This window comes from Peribacillus sp. B65, assembly GCF_058513295.1.
Window position 1 is genome coordinate 742,097 of record NZ_CP195840.1, and the last position, 17,126, is coordinate 759,222.

The 17,126-nt window shown below is 39.6% G+C and carries 18 protein-coding genes and 1 pseudogene; 5 read left to right on the top strand and 14 right to left on the bottom strand.

Annotated elements, in window-relative coordinates; translation table 11 throughout:
• Positions 1-14: 14 nt before the first annotated feature.
• Positions 15-491, bottom strand: coding sequence for a chromate efflux transcriptional regulator ChrS (gene chrS / locus ACSR9O_RS03735; RefSeq protein ID WP_034315019.1), 477 nt, complete (start codon positions 489-491; stop codon positions 15-17).
• An 882-nt stretch (positions 492-1,373) separates the two neighbouring features.
• On the opposite strand from chrS, the gene ACSR9O_RS03740 reads away from it, so the two are divergent.
• Genes ACSR9O_RS03740 through ACSR9O_RS03750 form a run of 3 tightly spaced genes read left to right on the top strand, consistent with a single transcriptional unit; the run spans position 1,374 to position 3,973 of the window.
• Positions 1,374-2,765 (top strand): HAMP domain-containing sensor histidine kinase, encoded by a 1,392-nt coding sequence (locus ACSR9O_RS03740; RefSeq protein WP_230177229.1) that lies wholly within the window; start codon positions 1,374-1,376, stop codon positions 2,763-2,765.
• Positions 2,743-3,420, top strand: coding sequence for a response regulator transcription factor (locus ACSR9O_RS03745; protein ID WP_101224307.1), 678 nt, complete (start codon positions 2,743-2,745; stop codon positions 3,418-3,420). The genes ACSR9O_RS03740 and ACSR9O_RS03745 overlap by 23 nt, the downstream gene beginning before the upstream one ends.
• 1 nt (position 3,421) lies before the next feature.
• Positions 3,422-3,973 carry a TVP38/TMEM64 family protein gene (locus ACSR9O_RS03750; protein WP_101224308.1) on the top strand — a complete coding sequence of 184 codons (552 nt, stop codon included), beginning with the start codon at positions 3,422-3,424 and terminating at the stop codon, positions 3,971-3,973.
• Positions 3,974-4,133: 160 nt separating this feature from the next.
• Here the strand turns inward: ACSR9O_RS03750 and ACSR9O_RS03755 are convergent, their stop codons facing one another.
• On the bottom strand, positions 4,134-5,156 hold the full coding sequence (locus ACSR9O_RS03755) for an HD domain-containing phosphohydrolase (RefSeq protein WP_491723931.1): 1,023 nt from the start codon (positions 5,154-5,156) through the stop codon (positions 4,134-4,136).
• A 388-nt stretch (positions 5,157-5,544) separates the two neighbouring features.
• On the opposite strand from ACSR9O_RS03755, the gene ACSR9O_RS03760 reads away from it, so the two are divergent.
• Positions 5,545-6,321: a SurA N-terminal domain-containing protein gene (locus tag ACSR9O_RS03760; protein ID WP_491723932.1), complete on the top strand. Its 777-nt coding sequence runs from the start codon at positions 5,545-5,547 to the stop codon at positions 6,319-6,321.
• Positions 6,322-6,405: 84 nt separating this feature from the next.
• Here the strand turns inward: ACSR9O_RS03760 and arsC are convergent, their stop codons facing one another.
• From arsC to ACSR9O_RS03780, 4 genes are all read right to left on the bottom strand, one after another.
• A complete protein-coding gene (gene arsC / locus ACSR9O_RS03765; RefSeq protein ID WP_434168729.1) occupies positions 6,406-6,825 on the bottom strand; it encodes an arsenate reductase (thioredoxin) in 420 nt (139 codons plus the stop codon).
• Between the two features lie 31 nt (positions 6,826-6,856).
• On the bottom strand, positions 6,857-8,155 hold the full coding sequence (locus tag ACSR9O_RS03770) for an arsenic transporter (protein WP_491723933.1): 1,299 nt from the start codon (positions 8,153-8,155) through the stop codon (positions 6,857-6,859).
• Positions 8,156-8,173: 18 nt separating this feature from the next.
• Positions 8,174-8,515 (bottom strand): ArsR/SmtB family transcription factor, encoded by a 342-nt coding sequence (locus tag ACSR9O_RS03775; protein ID WP_101224312.1) that lies wholly within the window; start codon positions 8,513-8,515, stop codon positions 8,174-8,176.
• Between the two features lie 291 nt (positions 8,516-8,806).
• Positions 8,807-9,658, bottom strand: coding sequence for a LysR family transcriptional regulator (locus ACSR9O_RS03780; protein WP_491723934.1), 852 nt, complete (start codon positions 9,656-9,658; stop codon positions 8,807-8,809).
• A 147-nt stretch (positions 9,659-9,805) separates the two neighbouring features.
• Here ACSR9O_RS03780 and ACSR9O_RS03785 point away from each other — a divergent pair, with 147 nt between their 5' ends.
• A complete protein-coding gene (locus tag ACSR9O_RS03785; protein WP_491723935.1) occupies positions 9,806-10,900 on the top strand; it encodes an NADH:flavin oxidoreductase in 1,095 nt (364 codons plus the stop codon).
• Positions 10,901-11,013: 113 nt separating this feature from the next.
• On the opposite strand, the gene ACSR9O_RS03790 is transcribed toward ACSR9O_RS03785, so the two are convergent.
• The 8 genes and pseudogenes from ACSR9O_RS03790 to arsA form a co-directional block, all read right to left on the bottom strand.
• On the bottom strand, positions 11,014-12,387 hold the full coding sequence (locus tag ACSR9O_RS03790; RefSeq protein WP_491723936.1) for an FAD-dependent oxidoreductase: 1,374 nt from the start codon (positions 12,385-12,387) through the stop codon (positions 11,014-11,016).
• Positions 12,388-12,442: 55 nt separating this feature from the next.
• Positions 12,443-12,898, bottom strand: coding sequence for a MarR family winged helix-turn-helix transcriptional regulator (locus ACSR9O_RS03795; protein WP_459735439.1), 456 nt, complete (start codon positions 12,896-12,898; stop codon positions 12,443-12,445).
• A gap of 72 nt (positions 12,899-12,970) precedes the next feature.
• Positions 12,971-13,168, bottom strand: coding sequence for a hypothetical protein (locus ACSR9O_RS03800; protein WP_434168724.1), 198 nt, complete (start codon positions 13,166-13,168; stop codon positions 12,971-12,973).
• Positions 13,169-13,192: 24 nt separating this feature from the next.
• Positions 13,193-13,678, bottom strand: coding sequence for an arsinothricin resistance N-acetyltransferase ArsN1 family A (locus ACSR9O_RS03805; protein WP_491723937.1), 486 nt, complete (start codon positions 13,676-13,678; stop codon positions 13,193-13,195).
• A 166-nt stretch (positions 13,679-13,844) separates the two neighbouring features.
• A pseudogene (locus ACSR9O_RS03810) lies at positions 13,845-14,480 on the bottom strand (SpoVR family protein); the annotation flags it as partial.
• Positions 14,481-14,577: 97 nt separating this feature from the next.
• Positions 14,578-14,853 (bottom strand): adhesin, encoded by a 276-nt coding sequence (locus ACSR9O_RS03815; RefSeq protein ID WP_491723938.1) that lies wholly within the window; start codon positions 14,851-14,853, stop codon positions 14,578-14,580.
• A 21-nt stretch (positions 14,854-14,874) separates the two neighbouring features.
• Complete coding sequence (locus tag ACSR9O_RS03820; RefSeq protein ID WP_491723939.1) at positions 14,875-15,300, bottom strand: protein-tyrosine phosphatase family protein; 426 nt, start codon at positions 15,298-15,300, stop codon at positions 14,875-14,877.
• Between the two features lie 53 nt (positions 15,301-15,353).
• On the bottom strand, positions 15,354-17,123 hold the full coding sequence (gene arsA, locus ACSR9O_RS03825; protein WP_491723940.1) for an arsenical pump-driving ATPase: 1,770 nt from the start codon (positions 17,121-17,123) through the stop codon (positions 15,354-15,356).
• Positions 17,124-17,126: the final 3 nt, after the last annotated feature.

Consider the following 17,126-nt stretch of genomic DNA (forward strand, 5'->3'; position numbering starts at 1 on the left):
GGGGATTTTTTTATTTAAAGCTTCATGCCCATCCGGCTTTTATAGCGTTTAATGAGAATTTGGCAATCAACGCTGACAACACCGACGACCGCATACAGCTTCTCATTGAGAAAACGTTCCATCTCTTGATTATCAGTAAAGATTCCGTGCATATGGAGTTTACTCGGACCGGTCATATGATATAAACTCGTTACAGCCGGTTCACTTTCTAATTGCTGTGCGACCGATTCCAGATATTTTGGCTCAACCTCAACGTTAAAGAATGCCGAGACATGGATGCCGACCTTAGCTGGATTTATGACCGCAGTAAACCTCTCGATCACCCCGTTTTCAACAAGATGATTAATTCTCATCTGTACCGCAACTCTGGAAAGCTCCACTTTCTTCGCTAAGTCGGTATATGAAATTCGTGCATCTTCATGTAAAACCGATATGATTTTCTTATCGATCTCATCAACTTTCAAGCTGGGAATCTTAAAGTCCTCTGCCATCCTACGTAACTCCTTTTCGATTTCTTTATTCCATTATCGCAGAGAACACCACCGGATCACAACAATCTTCCTTTTCACTTCTAATAAAGGCAGAAATTTTTGGGCAGTCCAAATTCCCCCCCTCTATTTGTATATGAATGTCCATCATATATGTAGTTTTCCAAAATAAAGATGCAGTATTTCATCCAGCTGAGTGCAGCCGCCAAAAAGATGGAGTTCGATAGACTCAGGGCCGGACAAATGACGGCACCTCCTTGAGTTCCAGACCGAAGTCCCCCTCCTACTTCGAAAATTGGAAGGCGGGGGTTTTACAGCCCGTTTAATGCAGGATAATAGTTTATGAATTTCCAATGGACACTTCCTCAATCCTTTGTTTGTAAGGTTTTTGCGATATTTTTGTATTCCTCATCATTGAGAATGCCCATTTTTTTGAATAATGCGGAATAAGCCATTATTTTTTTCTGCGTACGGTTTGTACAATTCATATGGATCAGCTCCTTTTTTATATAGTATTCATTTACGACAAAATGTTTCCTTAATACAAAACATTTTGAATAGACTAAATAAAAAAACTGCCCATTTTTCCGGCAGTTTCAATTTATTATAGGTTTAAATAAAATAAAAGCAGTCTACATAAATTCAAGAATCATCATCTATTTTTTAAATAACAACTTCCAATAGAATTAAAAAAACTTATTCCCGCATTACCATATACAAGACTGAAAAAATGCAGTTTGGGTCCATTAAAGTTATTGTCCTTCTTGCAACAAGTCTTCATTCGGATTATCGTTGTTTAAGAGATGCGAAGAAATTGAAAATACTGCATACTTTCTTCATACTTTTTCGCTAAACTGACTTTATTCCATAAGAAGGTGAATGCTCATGAAAATCTCCTTTAAGCTCGGACTATCTATATTTGTTTGCATTTTTTTGATGGAAACCGTTTCGATGATTTACTTGCATAATAAAGTGATCCATTCCCGTATCAATCAAGAATTGGAATCACTGAAGGCCCGTGGCAATAGTCATCGTGATGTGTTGGAAATCACGTATTCCGACTCTACCCTTAAGCATATCGGCCTGATGGAGTACCATACCGATACAGATGTCGTGATTACGAACACAAGGGGCGATATTCTGATATCTTCCGAAAAGGTAAATGGGGGAATGAAAAAAATCTTGGCAAAAAACATCCCGCAAGTTCCCCGAAAAGGTATGGTCATCCAATCAAGTTGGAAGGATGAAAGATATATAGCGACCATTACGCCATTTATCAGTGATAAAGAAAAAAAAGGCTATGTTTATATGTTCAAAGATACTAGGGAAGTTGAGGATTTAATTGCACAATTGAATAAGCATTTCCTTTTTGCGACTGCATTGCTCCTTTTCTTCATGCTTATCACCATTTATTTTCTATCAAAAGCTTTGACTAGACCGCTTATTTCAATGAAGGAAGCGACAACCAAACTCAGCAAAGGGAATTTTTCATTGGCAGTGCCAGTACGATCTCATGATGAACTCGGGGAGCTTGCCCAATCCATTCAAAGCTTGGCTAATGAATTGAACTATTTAAAGAAGGAACGCAATGAATTTTTGGCAAGTATCTCTCATGAACTGCGCACGCCGCTAACTTATATCAAGGGATACGCTGATATTGCCCGCCGGAAAGACTTGAATGCTGCCGAACGAACACGATACTTAGAGATCATCCATGATGAATCCGAACGATTAAACAGATTATTGGACGAACTATTCAATATGGCTAGAATGGATGTGAATACATTCACCATATCAAAAGAAACCGTCCAGCTCTCTTCATTCCTGCAAAACATTCATGAAAAAGTGCTGCCGGCTTTTACAAATGAAAGAATTCAATTGAATCTGGAATGTAAGGATGATTTATTTATAGATATAGATCCCTCACGGTTTGAGCAAGTCATTCTTAACCTGCTCGATAATGCGCTGAAGTACTCGAACGAATATACAGTCACCACCATCAAAGCCACTGAATGCCTTGGCAGGATTTCCGTCTCCATAATCGATCAAGGTGTTGGCATTCCCCCTGAAGATATCCCCCATATCTTTGACCGTTTATATCGTGTCGAGAAATCACGCGCCAGAGATACCGGTGGATTCGGATTGGGGCTCTCCATCGTCAAGCAATTAGTGGAGATACAAGGAGGGACCATTTCGGTTAAAAGCAACTTGGAGCAAGGAACGTGCTTCACTATCACATTTAAGGAGATTACAAATGAAGACAATAGTTCTGGTTGATGATGAACAGAGAATGCTTGATCTATTAGAGCTATACATTAAACCTCACGGATATACATGCATGAAGATGAAATCTGGACATGAAGCCTTACAGTTCTTATCGCATAAACATGCGGACATAGTACTTCTTGATGTAATGATGCCTAATTTGGATGGGTGGGAAACATGTGAAAGGATCCGTGCGTTTACCAACATTCCCATAATCATGCTCACCGCCCGGGATGCTGCACAAGAAATGGTGAAAGGGTTGAAAAAGGGCGCAGACGATTATATTACGAAACCATTTAATGAAGAAGTTTTACTTGCCAGAATCGAAGCAGTGACGCGGCGAGTGCATAATCAGGATGATACTGTGATTTTTAGAGGGCTAAAATTAAATGAATCCGCTTATGAAGCACATTATGATACAAAAACAATCCCATTGACACCAAAAGAGTTCTCACTGTTATGCTTGTTTTTAAAATCAACAGATCAAGTGTATTCCAGAGACCACCTGCTTTCGACCATTTGGGGATTTAAAACGGATACGGAAGATCGGACAATCGATTCCCATATTCGAAATATTAGAGAGAAATTGCGTCATGTCGGTTTTCCTGTAGATCAACACTTGAAAACGGTCTGGGGCATCGGGTATAAATGGAGTTCTGTGGATTGATATGAATTTCATTTCTGAGGCATTACTATCCAGCGGCCCTTTTTCCATTGCTGTAAGTTTAGTATTCAATATATTGATTAGCGTGCTTGGTTTTGTTCCAAGCGTATTCATCACGGCCGCCAATATCACCGTATTTGGATTTGAAAAGGGATTGATCCTTTCTTACATGGGGGAAATTGCCGGTGCAGTGGTCAGCTTTTGGTTATATCGAAAGGGCTTTCAAACATTCCAACCCAAGTTCATGAAGAACCGGTGGGTCATGAAGCTGCAAAAGTCACAAGGGTTTCATGCATTTTGGATGATCCTGATGCTTAGGCTCCTTCCTTTTATACCATCCGGCGTGATTAACCTTACAGCAGCATTAAGCAAGACGCGAATGATGATTTTCTTCCTCGCCACATCCATCGGAAAACTGCCTGCCCTCCTTGTCGAGGCGTATTCGGTGACACAAGTATTGAAGGCATCGGACGATATAAGGATTGTTTTGGTACTGTCGATTCTGGTAATTGCAGTCGTTTATTACTTTAATAGAAATAAGAAAAATGGAATGTAGTAATCTTCCCCTTTTTTCGGTTTTACATGCTCATTCTATTAAATTTTTTCAAGAATCGGTAACCCTTGGTCTCCAAGGGGCACCGACCAGATCCAGATGGCGGATGAGGCATGATCCCATTTTATCGGGAAAAGATATTCGACGAGTTCTTTGATTTATATCACTGTGCAGGGAACGGCTTCGAAGCCTTTTCATTAAAGTAGCAAAGGAATGACACCACGATGGATGGATCGAAATGCTTTCCTTTTTGTTCGTTTATGAAAGATAATGCCCGCTCCACTGACCAGGAATCTTTATACGGCCTTCTGCTGGTCAATGCATCGAATACATCCACAATGGCAACGATTCTAGCTTCCAATGGGATGTCCTCACCTTTCAATCGATGTGGATATCCAGTTCCATCCCATTTTTCATGATGATGGAGGATGATGTTTTCAGCCACTTCCAGGCTGCTGATCACATCATTGTTTATTTCCCTTGAAATCTTGTTCAAAATATCGGATCCCATTAACGGATGCATCTCGATGATTTTTCGTTCATAAGGAGATAACGGGCCAGGTTTGTATAATATCCCCTCTGGAATCTCCGCTTTCCCGATGTCATGTAGAATACTTGAATGGACGATATGATTCATATAGCTTTTAGATAGTTCCAGCTGGCATCTTCGATTATGAACGATAACTAGCTCCTCGGTTAGATTTTGAACTCTTAATAAATGTGCTTCAATGCCTGGATCACGGATTTCGCATGAAATGGCGAGTACCTTTAACAATTCCCTTTGAGTCTCTGCCCTTTTCTTTTCCGAAAGGTAGACCCCTTCTTTCAATTGTTCCAGTTCACGGAAAATCCCTACAAAATACCACTGATCCCCCAGAGGAATAGGGGTAATCGTAATCGAGGAATGCCAAATCTCACCCGATTTCTTTCGATTGGTGAAAACCCCTGACCAAGGATTCCCCTTCCTTAACTCATTTTTCAGGGATGTGTATGTACATAAAGGTGTTAACCCTGACTTCAAGAATCCAGCTTTGAACCCAATGATACTGTTCCTTGAATACCCTGTCGTCCTTTCATAATATGGATTAATATCAAGTATGCGATGATCTTGATCCGTAATGATGACGGCATCCCCCAATTTTAAATACCCTGCCAATTCGCATGGCAGCCTTGATTTCCCTTCCAAAAGCTATACCTCCAATAATCTGCTGGATTTCCAATTCTGTCTCTCGGTGTCACGGTAGGCTAAATGAACTATATTCGGATGATAAGGTATATAATACCATACAAGTTTTATATACAATAGTTACTAAGCATCGTTTTATGAGTGAGAGATTGAACACAAGTTTATGACTGTCCACCAGATATCGGCCTTGTCATTTTTTAAGCTTATTGCATGTCGAAGGGTAAATGGGTTCATTTCCGTGAATGTTACACTTATATAATGAGATAATGCCTATACTATCTTCCTGTTTTCTGGAAAAAAGAATGAATTTATTGTGTTTTAATGGTAAATTCCTTTATAATGCGCATTAGATGATTTTTTAGCATTGAATACGAGAGGAGACTGAAATATGAAGAAACTATTGTACCCAATCATCATTGGATTATTGGCAGTTGTTCTGACGGCTTGTGGTTCGAACGATGAAGCTGATAAGAAAAATGACGAGAAAGAGACTAAAACAACTGAGAAAGAAACGGCTAAAGCAACTGAGGAACAGCAAAAACAGATGGAAGAAATGCAGAAGAAACTAGACAAGCAAAAGGTGGATGAAAAGAAAACGGTGGCCATCGTCAATGACGAAAAAATTTTAGGTGCGGAATATAATACCGTGTTGTCCACCACACAAATGCAGATGCAGCAATTCGGACAAGACCCGACAACCAAGGAGGGAGCCAAACAAACTAAAGAGCAAACGCTCAACTCTTTAGTGGGACAAAAATTACTGCTTCAAGCAGCTGATAAAAAGGGCTACACAGCTTCCAAGGCCGAAATTGATAAGCAACTTGCGGAAATCAAAAAGCAATATGAGAGTGAAGAGAAATTCAAGGAAGCGATGAAGCAAGCAGGCCTGAGTTCGGAAACGCTGAATGCTCAGATTGCAGAGAACATCCCATATACAAAGTACGTTGAAAAAGAGATTAAAGTGGAAGAAGCAACTGATGAAGAAATCCAAAAGTATTATGACCAGGTTGCAGAGCAAGCTAAAACAAGCGGACAGAAGGTACAGAAACTCGAGGAAATGAAGCCGCAAATCAAGGAACAACTAGAGCAGCAAAAGAAACAAGAAAAGCTTGTGAAGCATGTGGAAGAACTTCAGAAAAATGCCAAGGTCGATATTAAGATTTAATGATGAAAAGAGCTGCCAATTATGGCAGCTCTTTCTTTATGGTCTTTGGTCCGCCTACTAACACCCAAGGCGTTTCATTTTTATTTATTCACCCGTTTTAGAGAAACGTGCAATTCTTTCTCCTATTTCATCACGAACACGTTGGAAGGTAGCCCATTTTTCTTCATCTGTTCCTTCCGCTCTTGCCGGGTCATCAAAGCCCCAATGTTCACGTCTCACATGCGTTGGCGTCATTGGACATTTGTCTGCCGCATCACCACATAATGTAACGACAAAATCGGCATTATTCAATATGTCAGGGTCGATGATATCCGATGTTTGATTGGAGATGTCCAATCCAACTTCATTCATCGCTTTTACAGCTTTTGGATTTAACCCATGGGCCTCGATTCCTGCGCTAAGCACTTGCCATTCGTCACCTAGATATTTCTTCCCCCATGCTTCAGCCATTTGGCTTCTGCATGAGTTCCCTGTACATAAGAAGTAAAGTGTTTTTTTAGCCATGCTGTTTCTCTCCTTTGTTTGTAGTAAGTGTTTAATGAATGATTTGCAGCCATATATATAAGCCGACCAATGTGATGAACAATGTTGGGATGGTTAAGATGATTCCCGTTTTAAAATAAGTTCCCCATGAGATTTTCACGCCTTTTAATGAAAGGACATGCAGCCACAATAACGTAGCCAAAGAACCGATAGGAGTGATTTTCGGGCCCAAGTCCGAACCGATGACATTTGCATAAATAAGGGCCTCCCTGATTGCGCCTGTTGTATGGGTGTCGGAAATGGCAAGGGCATCAATCATAACGGTCGGCATGTTATTCATAAGTGATGACAGAATGGCGGCGATGAAGCCCATCCCAATCGTTGCTACAAATAATCCTTGATCGGCGGTAACTTGGATTAAATCCGTTAATACATTCGTCAAGCCAACATTTCGCAGGCTATAAACCACTACATACATACCAATTGAGAAAAAGACGATTGCCCATGGTGCGCCTTTGATAACGGTTTTTGTGTTGACCGCTGGACTCCTTCTAGCCATCATGAGGAAGAAGATGGCGACAATGCCTGCAATGATGGATACAGGAACCCCAATGAATTCACTGGAAAAATAACCAACCAGCAATATTCCTAATACGATCCAGGACAACCTAAACATCCTGTGGTCTTGAATGGCTTCCGCTGGTTTTTTAAGCTGTGATACATCATAATTTTTCGGTATGCTTTTACGGAAAAATAGATATAAAACCAAGATGCTTGCTATAAGTGCAAAGATGTCCGGTACGATCATTCTGGAAGCAAACTCGGCAAAACCGATATTGAAAAAGTCTGCAGATACAATGTTTACAAGATTACTCACCACTAAAGGCAGTGAGGTTGTATCAGCAATGAACCCACTTGCCATGATAAAAGGGAAAATCATTTTATCACTAAATTTCAATGCCCGAACCATTGCTAATACGATTGGTGTGAGGATAAGGGCGGCTCCGTCATTCGCAAAAAAGGCAGCCACAAGAGCACCAAGGATACTTACATAGACAAACATCCTTACTCCATTTCCCTTGGCGGCTTTCGCCATATGCAGCGCTGCCCATTCAAAAAATCCTATCTCGTCCAAAATAAGCGAGATGATGATGATCGCAATGAAGGCGAGTGTCGCGTTCCAGACTATCGATGTCACGTCCATGACATCAGTAAAGTCCACCACTCCAACCAGTAAGGCCAAAACCGCACCGCCACAAGCTGACCATCCGATTGACAATCCCTTCGGCTGCCAGATGACGAGAATGAGTGTTAATAAAAAGATGATTACTGCCAAAATAACTAATCCCAATGAAGTAGTACCTCCTAGTTAGTCACAACAAATCCGTTTTCCTTGTGCTGTTAAGTTTTCTAATTTAAAGTTTTGACTTGGCAAGTCCTTGATGACCGTCTGAATAAATGTGTAATGGGAAGAAGACGGGTTTAACGAGTAAAAAACCCATTGTCCCCTCCTCGCTTCATTCACGATCCCGCTATCTTTCAACTTTCGTAAATGCTGGCTGATAGCGGGCTGGCTCATCTCGAATAGGTCCACAAATTCACAGACACAGCATTCATGCTCAGCCATGATCTTAATCATGGTCAAACGGGTTTTATCACCTAGTAATTTAAGAATGTTTGCCGTGGTTTCCAAATCCAACGCTTCATTCATAGCTTTTCATCCCTCCTAGCACAAAGTAAATAAGTATATGCTTATGTGATTATTCATCATCATTGTATAAGCATATTCTTATTTAATCAAGCATTAACTATCCAAAAAAATAATTTCAAAGTTTCCGCTTAAGAAGAAACTAGCATGCACTTCCCCTCGACTAGTGTGGGGAAATCTTTATCTAAAGACTCTATTTAGGGGTGTTGTTGATTTTCCTTATGTACTAATAGGACAGGTCAGTTTAATAAAAATGAAAGAGATGCTTATTAAGTCAGCATCTCTTTTTATGTATTACCAATTTTCAGCGTGTTTTTGTATGAGTTCAATCATCCGAATTATAGAAGGAGAAAGCCATTTATCCTTATGATAAGTCAAATATGTTGATATAGAGGAATGGTGTTGTGGAATAATTTCACCTTTTAGTTTATTGCTTTCTAATTCTTCTTTGACCGAAAAGTAAGGAACTAGTGATATTCCTAAACCACTTTTAACGCATTGTTTTATTGCTTCTATACTTTGGAATTCTAAACTTTCTGTTACGTTCATATTCTGATGGCGAATATATTCATCAAAAACCGATTTATAACTACATCTAGATTCGGAGTACAGTGCTGTTTGAGATAACTCTTTTACATCTAGAGGGCTGATTAAAACCATTCTTTCTCTTATAAGTTTTTCAGAGTAAAGTTCTTCTTGTCTCCAACCATCTTTTTCTAATAATAAGGCAATGTCAACTTCCCCATTTTGAAGGCTTTTTGTAACATCATAATTTTCAAGTGATTTCAATGAAAGCTTCACTTTAGGATATTTCGTTTTATATTCGAGAAGAAGCGACGGAATTCTACAAATCGTTAAAGATTCAGAAATCCCTAAAGTTAAAGCTCCTTGTGGCTCTTTGTCAATATTTAATGACTGATTATATAGTTCAATGATCTTGGTGGCATAAGACAAAAATTCATTTCCATAGTGAGTTAATATAACTTTCTTTCCTAAGCGATCAAATACTGGTCTACCTAATTCCTTCTCCAATTCTTTGATGTGAGTAGTAATGGAGGATTGTGCATAACCAAGATGTTCTGCCGCCTTATTAAACCCACCTTTTTGTACTATTGTTTTAAAAGTAATCAATTGACGGAGCTCCATTTATAATTATATCTCCTTATGTTCAATTTTTTTGAATTAAATTATCTAATATATCAATTTTACTAAATCAAATAGAGGATTTAAACTAATATCAAACAGTTGTTAAATCAAATACTAATCAGAATGCAAAAATAGGAGGCAAACATCATGTCGGATATAAATTCATTATTTGAACCATTTAATATAGGAACAATTACATTAAATAACCGAGTGGGCGTGGCACCAATGACGCGTATTAGTGCTACTGAAAAAGGTTTTGTCACGGATAAAATGATTAAGTATTATAGTTCCTTTGCTGAAGGCGGGTTTGGGCTCATTATTACTGAGGGAACCTATATTGATGATAAGTATAGTCAAACTTACGATTTTCAGCCAGGTATTGCTTTTGAAGAGCAAGCACAAGAGTGGAAAAAAGTTGTTAATGCCGTTCATTCTGCAGGATCAGCAATCTTTATGCAGTTACAACACACTGGGCCATTATCCCAGGGAAATCGATTCACTGATGAAACAGTCGCTCCCTCTTCTATTCAACCAAAAGGAGAACAGCTAAAATTTTATTTAGGTGAAGGACCATTTCGATTACCTAGAGAAATAACAAAAGAAGAATTAGCCTATGTTAAAAGCAGTTTTGTTGAAGCTGCAAAACGAGCTAAATCCGTTGGCTTTGATGGGATAGAACTACATGGAGCAAATGGTTATTTATTAGATGCGTTTCTAACGGAATATACAAACCAACGTACTGATGCTTATGGTGGCACAACAGAAAACAGAGTTAGGTTATTAGTAGAAATAATTAATGAAGTTAGAAAATCGGTAGGAGAAGACTTCACTATTGGTATTAGGATTTCACAATCAAAAGTGAATGATTACTCCTATCATTGGTCAGGCAAAGAGCAGGACGCCGCAATTATCTTTGGAGCATTAGGAAAAACAGGTCTTGATTATATTCATGTAACAGAATATAAAGCATGGCAGCCAGCATTTGAAACAGGAAAGACCTCACTCGTAGCACTTGCCAAAGAGTATAGTCAATTACCTATAATCGCAAATGGAAAGTTAGAGAACCCAGAAAGAGCTTCTGAAATGATTAATAATGGTCATGCTGATATTATAACTTTAGGCAAAGGAGCATTGGCTAATCACGACTGGGTAAAGAAAGTGCAAAATGAAGAACCTTTAGAAGCGTTCGATTCGGAAAAAGTAATACACCCAACTGCTGTTATTAAAGATTTCGAATTGTAGATGAAAAAATAATATGTTCAACAGCGCCTTTCCAAAACTAATTTAATACTGCATCTCGAAATAAAAAGTATCCATATTAAAAGACCAGCCTGACTTCAGGCTGGTCTTTCATTTCATTTACAACAAGATTTATTTTTAATTTCCAATCTCACTGGAACGGGACTGCCACAGCAAGAACCATCCTTAGTTTCAGTTGCTGGGGTATCAGAGTCGCAGGAGCTAGATGTCAGGTTCACACTGCAAACTCCTGTTTCAGGGAGTTCCAAATGTACTTCTTTTGCTCCCTCTACATCCCCTGTGAGATAAGCCACCACGGAACGGACTTGTTCGTAGCCTGTCGCCAGTAAGAATGTAGGTGCTCTTCCATAACTCTTCATGCCAACAATGTAGAAGTTCTTTTCAGGGTGTCGTAATTCTTGTTCACCATGCTGCCGCACCGTTCCGCAGCTATGAATATTGGGATCAATTAGCGGAGCAAGCGCTTCTATACTTTCCACAGCTGAATCAAGGTTTATCCTTATTTCATTTAAAAAGGATGTATCGGGTCTAAAACCCGTACTCACAACGATTTCATCGATCTCACCGATTGTGGTTTCTTCTCCGTCAAGTTCCCCCACAACAGTGATTTTGCCGTTTGTTGGATACACTCCGTCTATATGAAAGGGGGTGAGAATATTGATTCGCCCAGACTCCACTAATTGTTGAATTCTAACTCCCAATTCTCCACGAGCGGCCAAGCCGTCGTATTCTTGTCCACCGTACACTTCATGGATTTGTTTTTTACGAAGAACCCAGTAGATCTTGGTATCCGGAAACTTTTGCTGTAAGGTTGCGAGATCTAATAGGGCATTTATTGCAGAATGTCCGCTCCCGATCACCATGATCGATTTATTTTGATATCTATTTTCCAATTGGACGACGTTTGGAATGCCATAGTGGATTTGATTGTGTAATTTTCTCTCGGCATTCGTCCAGATACCATTGGAAAGGATAGGGTTCGGATTGCTCCAAGTACCTGATGAATCAATAACAGCCTTCGCTTCAATGACTGTTGTGTCACCATTCACTTCTACATAGAGTTGAAAGGGAACCGTGTCCCGCTTTCCTGTTTTCAATTTATCGTGAGCCTTTTTGGCAACACCGACTACTTTTGCTTGTAATAAGATGTTTTCATTAATTTCCGGAAGGTTACTTAGCGGCAGAAGGTATTCTTCCACCAATTCGCGACCTGTTGGCAAAGCTTCTTGGTTGGGTGAAGTCCACCCAGACTTCTCAAGTAATGCCTTTGCTGTTTGATCGATGTTATACTGCCATGGGGAAAACATTCTGACGTGTCCCCACTCCAGCATGCTGGAACCAACCGAATCCCCCGCTTCCAATACGATAAACTTCTCTCCTTTTTTCAGTAAGTGAGCGGCAGCGGCAAGCCCTACAGGACCCCCGCCTATAATGGCTACCGGCAATCCTGTTTTATCAAATTGATCCATCATTATTCCCTCCTATATTAAAAGTTGTAAATTGCAAGTATTATTGAAAATTATACTACCCCCAGGGAGTAGTACAGCATACGGAAGACTTCAGCATTTTATCATTAAGCAATTTCAGCGAACGCACGACGGATTCCTTTTCAAACTCATTCATTGTCTTGAAGATTTCATTCAAGTAATCATTCATTTGCTGATCGACTAATTGATTGACCTTCATTCCTTTATCGGTCAGAGAAAGAATAGAAATTCTCCGATCTTGAGCATCTTGTGTTTTTGTGACTAAATTCAATTTTATTAAGGATTGGATTTGTCGGCTGAACGTCGTAATGTCCGTTCCCAATGTTTCTGCAATTTGCTGGATGGAAGAGTTGTTTTGTCGGTTTATTTCATACAGGATATGGCTTTGAACGAGAGAAATTTCAATTCCATCTGCACTGCAGCAATTTTTATTCAATAATCCAAAGCGCCTAGTCAAGAGTTGGAAGAGACCTCTAAGGTTTTCATTTTCCATTACTGTCACCTCACTTTATTTATACGCTAGTTATTTGCAATTTACAACTATTTGATTCAACTATTTTTTCATTTATCCTTTTAGCTTATTAAAAGCTGCCATGAAATTTCGGTGAGTTTGCTCTCCATAATAACACGCTTCACCTTTAAAAAAGTTTGTTTCAATGAATTCTTTTGCCTTTCCCACCATAGGTTCACGAGAAGCTAAAACCAGCTTGAAATAAGCATCAAAATAACCAACAGACAATACGCTTGAATGGTTTACTGTCATAATCCCTCCTACCATCCTAATTGTTTAAAGTAATTTCTCCATAGCCATCACATCGACAAATTCCCCGTCTAAAATTCCCTGGTTCCTAAACACTCCCACTTCGCGATACCCCCGTTTTTTGTACAATCCTTGACCAATCTGGTTAAAGGGAAATGTGAATAACACAATTTTATTGAAGTCATTTTCTATTGCGAGCTTTTCGATTGATTGCAGCAATAAACCTCCAATCCCTTTTCCTCGATGACCTCTTGAGATATAAACGGATAAATCGGCAACCCCATTATAAGCACTACGATTGTTATATTGATTCAAAGAAGCCCATCCAACGATTTCCCCTTCTTGTTCAGCGACAATTACCTTAAATCGACCGCTGTGTTTGGCGAACCACTCCTCCATGTAGGCTTGATCCTTCAGTTCCGTTTCTAACGTGGCAATTCTATCCTCAATCCCTTGATTATAAATTTCTTTGACCGAGCCCATGTCTGTTTCGATCGCTTCCCGAATTATCATATCTTTCCCCCTTCATTTGCCACATGAGTTTTTCAATATTCTATAGTTGATTTATAACATTAATAGTTGCAAATTATAAGTATTATAAATTTTATGCAAAGTAGCCTTAACGAATAATAGAGCTTGAAACAAGAAAACTGCCGAGTGACCGGCAGTTTTTTCAGCTTTATAAATATTTCCGGTGAATACCTTTTCCATCATAGGAAAACAGGACTTCTTTTCCTTCCATGACTGATTCCATATGCACGGGGCGGCCCCAGAGCTGATAGATATATGGCATGACTTTTTCGAGATATTTCAGATCCAGTTCAATATCTTCATACCAATGCTTTAGATAAAGTTCCCCATTGCGCATGAAGTCCCCATCATTTACTGTGATATAGGGGAAACCGCCGTTAACCCTCATACTGACGAGTTGATCACGAACATGTTCCCATGCCTTATCGACGATTTTATAATCCTTGCCCTGCTTTTGGAATAAGTACATATCCTCCCGCATGACCAGATCTTTCGTCAAATAATTGCGGAGAAAGGAAATATCAGATTCGATTTCCCTGACTTCGAACATCTTTTCCCGGCCAGATCCAGGCTTGACGCCCAGCCTGATCATTTCTTCGGTTGGATTATCATAGCGTTCTTCAATATCTTCAAGCACTTTCAAGCCGAGATAATAAGGATTGATACTGGTCCGTGATGGCTGAACGACCCCTGCGTTCAGTTTCGCGAATTCAATGGCTTCCCCTGAGGATAGATCCAATTCACGGATTATGCGCTGATGCCAGTAGGATGCCCAGCCAAGATTCCAATAAAGCGGTTCGATCCTAACAATTTAAATAAAAGAGAGAAGGGAAATTATTCACTAAAATGAACAACTCCCCCCTCTTCTCTTTACCTAAGTATTAGCAACAGTTGCTACCTCCAATTAAAACTAAGCCTACACCATCTTGGTTTTCTTCTTTGTCTAATGTGAATTCCTCAGTTGAAGCAATTTGAGAATCTACTGCCACTTTAATTCCATTAATGTTCTGGATAACATCTGTTTCTTGTGGGGCATCTAAAGACAATGCCATTTGAGGGCCGCAACAACCTGCAACCGAGTATAGACGAATTCCTTCTGCACCATTTTCATTTAACACATTTTCTAAAAGTTGTTTTGCTTCATCTGTTATCCTCATATTAATTCCTCCCCTTTTCTTTTATGCATTAGGAAATATTCTTTTTAATGCATCCTTCATTTCTGGTTTTACCTTAATTTTAGGACGTGCGGTTTTAGCTATTTCTTCCGCTTCTTCAATCGTCGTTGCCTTTCCTAAGGATAACAACGTTCCAACCGCTACGGTTCCCGTGCGATTGCTTCCTCCAGCACAATGAAAATACACTTTCTTTCCTTCATTATATGCTTTTACGACATGATCGATTGACTTTTTAATAGATTCATCTTGATGTTCAGCATCATCTACAATTGGACTATGCAGGCTATTATTTTCAGCTTCGTCAGGTGCTTCTGCACGCAAATCAAAAATAATATCTGCCTTCTCATTTTCCATCATGTCTTTTACATCATTTGCTCCACCTATGAAGATGCGATCTTTAATTAATTCATGATAATTCTTTGCGGTCATTATATCCATCCTCCAATTAAAGTGACTTACTCCACTCATGTACGACTTATCAATTAGTTAATGTAATCTTTCAGCTTTTCATACCCAATCTTTTCCTCATGCATCCAAGGGATGATTACACATTTCTCAGATGACTTTTCTTTAACTTCATGAATCCATGCTTTTTCTGACATTGCTTTCCCGCTTAATACAGGGTCAACCGTATTTGTAGCATATAGACTCTGATTAATCACCCACCACTGTGGATTGATATTCGCCCTTCTTAAATCATCTTGTAATCGGGATGCTTCTAACACGGGTGTGGCTTCGGCAAGTGTGACGATCACGACGGCAGTTTCTTCTGCATTCCTAATTTGAGGAAGTAATTTTGTTACACTCTCAGGGACTTCACCCGTTGACTTCGCAATCTCTTTACTATAAGACTGTGCAGCATCCAATAATAAAAGCGTGTGACCCGTTGGCGCCGTATCAATGACGACCATTTCATTTTCTGATTTAGCGACGACTTCAGCAAAGGCTCGGAATACAGCTATTTCCTCCGTACAAGGTGAATTAAGATCTTCTTCTAAATAAGCGAGTCCTTCTTCATCTAAATCTTTCCCTGCTTTTGATATAACATCTGCTTTGTATTTTTCGACTTCAACTTTTGGATTAATGCTGCTAATCGTTAAGTTTTGATTAAATTGATCATTTTCGAATTGGTAATGTAAGTGACCAGCAGGATCAGTAGTCGTTAAGTGCACACGATGTCCCTTTTCCACTAACCCAACCGCAATCGCAGAAGCAACCGTTGTCTTTCCTACTCCTCCTTTCCCCATTGTGAAAATTAGCTTCGTACCATTAGATGAGAAATCATTAATCATTTCATTCAATCTTGGAAGACGTACATTTTCATGTTCCAGTTTCACCATTTTTGATGACACCGAGTAGTGTTTAAATAGATCTCGTAGATTTCCCACCCCTGTTAAGGAATAGGAAACAAACGGTAACGAGTATACAGCAATCTGTTTTAAACGGTCTGGTATGTGCTGTAATGCGTTTCGTTGTCGGTGATAAAAGGCGGATGACACTTCATCCTCTTCAAGGTGTGTTTGAAGAAGACCATTCACGATAAGTATTTGGTTTTTCACGCCAATCTCTTTGAGTTCTTTTGAAGCACGGTCTGCTTCAAAAAGGGATGAATCATCAGGTCTTGTTACTAGGATTAAAGTGGTTTTACTTGGATTGGATAGGACCTCTACGGTTTTTGCATAAAGATCTTTCTTATCCGACAATCCTGATAATGGCCCTAAGCATGACGCACCATGCGTGCTTTCTTCCAGGAATCCATTCCATGCCGTTGGCAGCTGCAAAAGTCTCAGCGTATGCCCAGTTGGGGCCGTATCAAAGATGATATGGTCATACTGATTGACTATATCAACATTGGTCAGCAGATTTGAAAATTCATCAAATGCGGCAATCTCCACCGTACACGCTCCTGATAATTGTTCTTCCATGGTGGCCACAACAGAGTCAGGAAGGATTCCTTTATATGGACCCACAACCTTGTCACGATATGCTTTCGCTGATGCCTCAGGATCTAAATTACTAGCATATAAATTTCCAACACCAGGTACGGCTATGGGTGAATTGGTTAACGCTATTCCAAATACATCTTGTAAGTTGGAAGCTGGGTCTGTGCTGATGAGCAACACCTTTTTCCCACTATCGGCTAATGCAATGGCGGTCGCACTAGCTGTGGATGTTTTTCCTACCCCACCTTTTCCCGTTAAAAATAAAAAGGGCGTATGAATGGCATTCTTCGGGTTGAAGGATTGAAACATACT

Coding starts and splice junctions, on each gene's coding strand:
- chrS (WP_034315019.1), bottom strand. CDS start 491: ATGGCAGAGGACTTTAAGATTCCCAGCTTGAAAGTTGATGAGATCGAT.
- ACSR9O_RS03740 (WP_230177229.1), top strand. CDS start 1,374: ATGAAAATCTCCTTTAAGCTCGGACTATCTATATTTGTTTGCATTTTT.
- ACSR9O_RS03745 (WP_101224307.1), top strand. CDS start 2,743: ATGAAGACAATAGTTCTGGTTGATGATGAACAGAGAATGCTTGATCTA.
- ACSR9O_RS03750 (WP_101224308.1), top strand. CDS start 3,422: ATGAATTTCATTTCTGAGGCATTACTATCCAGCGGCCCTTTTTCCATT.
- ACSR9O_RS03760 (WP_491723932.1), top strand. CDS start 5,545: ATGAAGAAACTATTGTACCCAATCATCATTGGATTATTGGCAGTTGTT.
- arsC (WP_434168729.1), bottom strand. CDS start 6,825: ATGGCTAAAAAAACACTTTACTTCTTATGTACAGGGAACTCATGCAGA.
- ACSR9O_RS03775 (WP_101224312.1), bottom strand. CDS start 8,515: ATGAATGAAGCGTTGGATTTGGAAACCACGGCAAACATTCTTAAATTA.
- ACSR9O_RS03780 (WP_491723934.1), bottom strand. CDS start 9,658: ATGGAGCTCCGTCAATTGATTACTTTTAAAACAATAGTACAAAAAGGT.
- ACSR9O_RS03785 (WP_491723935.1), top strand. CDS start 9,806: ATGTCGGATATAAATTCATTATTTGAACCATTTAATATAGGAACAATT.
- ACSR9O_RS03790 (WP_491723936.1), bottom strand. CDS start 12,387: ATGGATCAATTTGATAAAACAGGATTGCCGGTAGCCATTATAGGCGGG.
- ACSR9O_RS03795 (WP_459735439.1), bottom strand. CDS start 12,898: ATGGAAAATGAAAACCTTAGAGGTCTCTTCCAACTCTTGACTAGGCGC.
- ACSR9O_RS03800 (WP_434168724.1), bottom strand. CDS start 13,168: ATGACAGTAAACCATTCAAGCGTATTGTCTGTTGGTTATTTTGATGCT.
- ACSR9O_RS03805 (WP_491723937.1), bottom strand. CDS start 13,678: ATGATAATTCGGGAAGCGATCGAAACAGACATGGGCTCGGTCAAAGAA.
- ACSR9O_RS03815 (WP_491723938.1), bottom strand. CDS start 14,853: ATGAGGATAACAGATGAAGCAAAACAACTTTTAGAAAATGTGTTAAAT.
- ACSR9O_RS03820 (WP_491723939.1), bottom strand. CDS start 15,300: ATGACCGCAAAGAATTATCATGAATTAATTAAAGATCGCATCTTCATA.
- arsA (WP_491723940.1), bottom strand. CDS start 17,123: ATGTTTCAATCCTTCAACCCGAAGAATGCCATTCATACGCCCTTTTTA.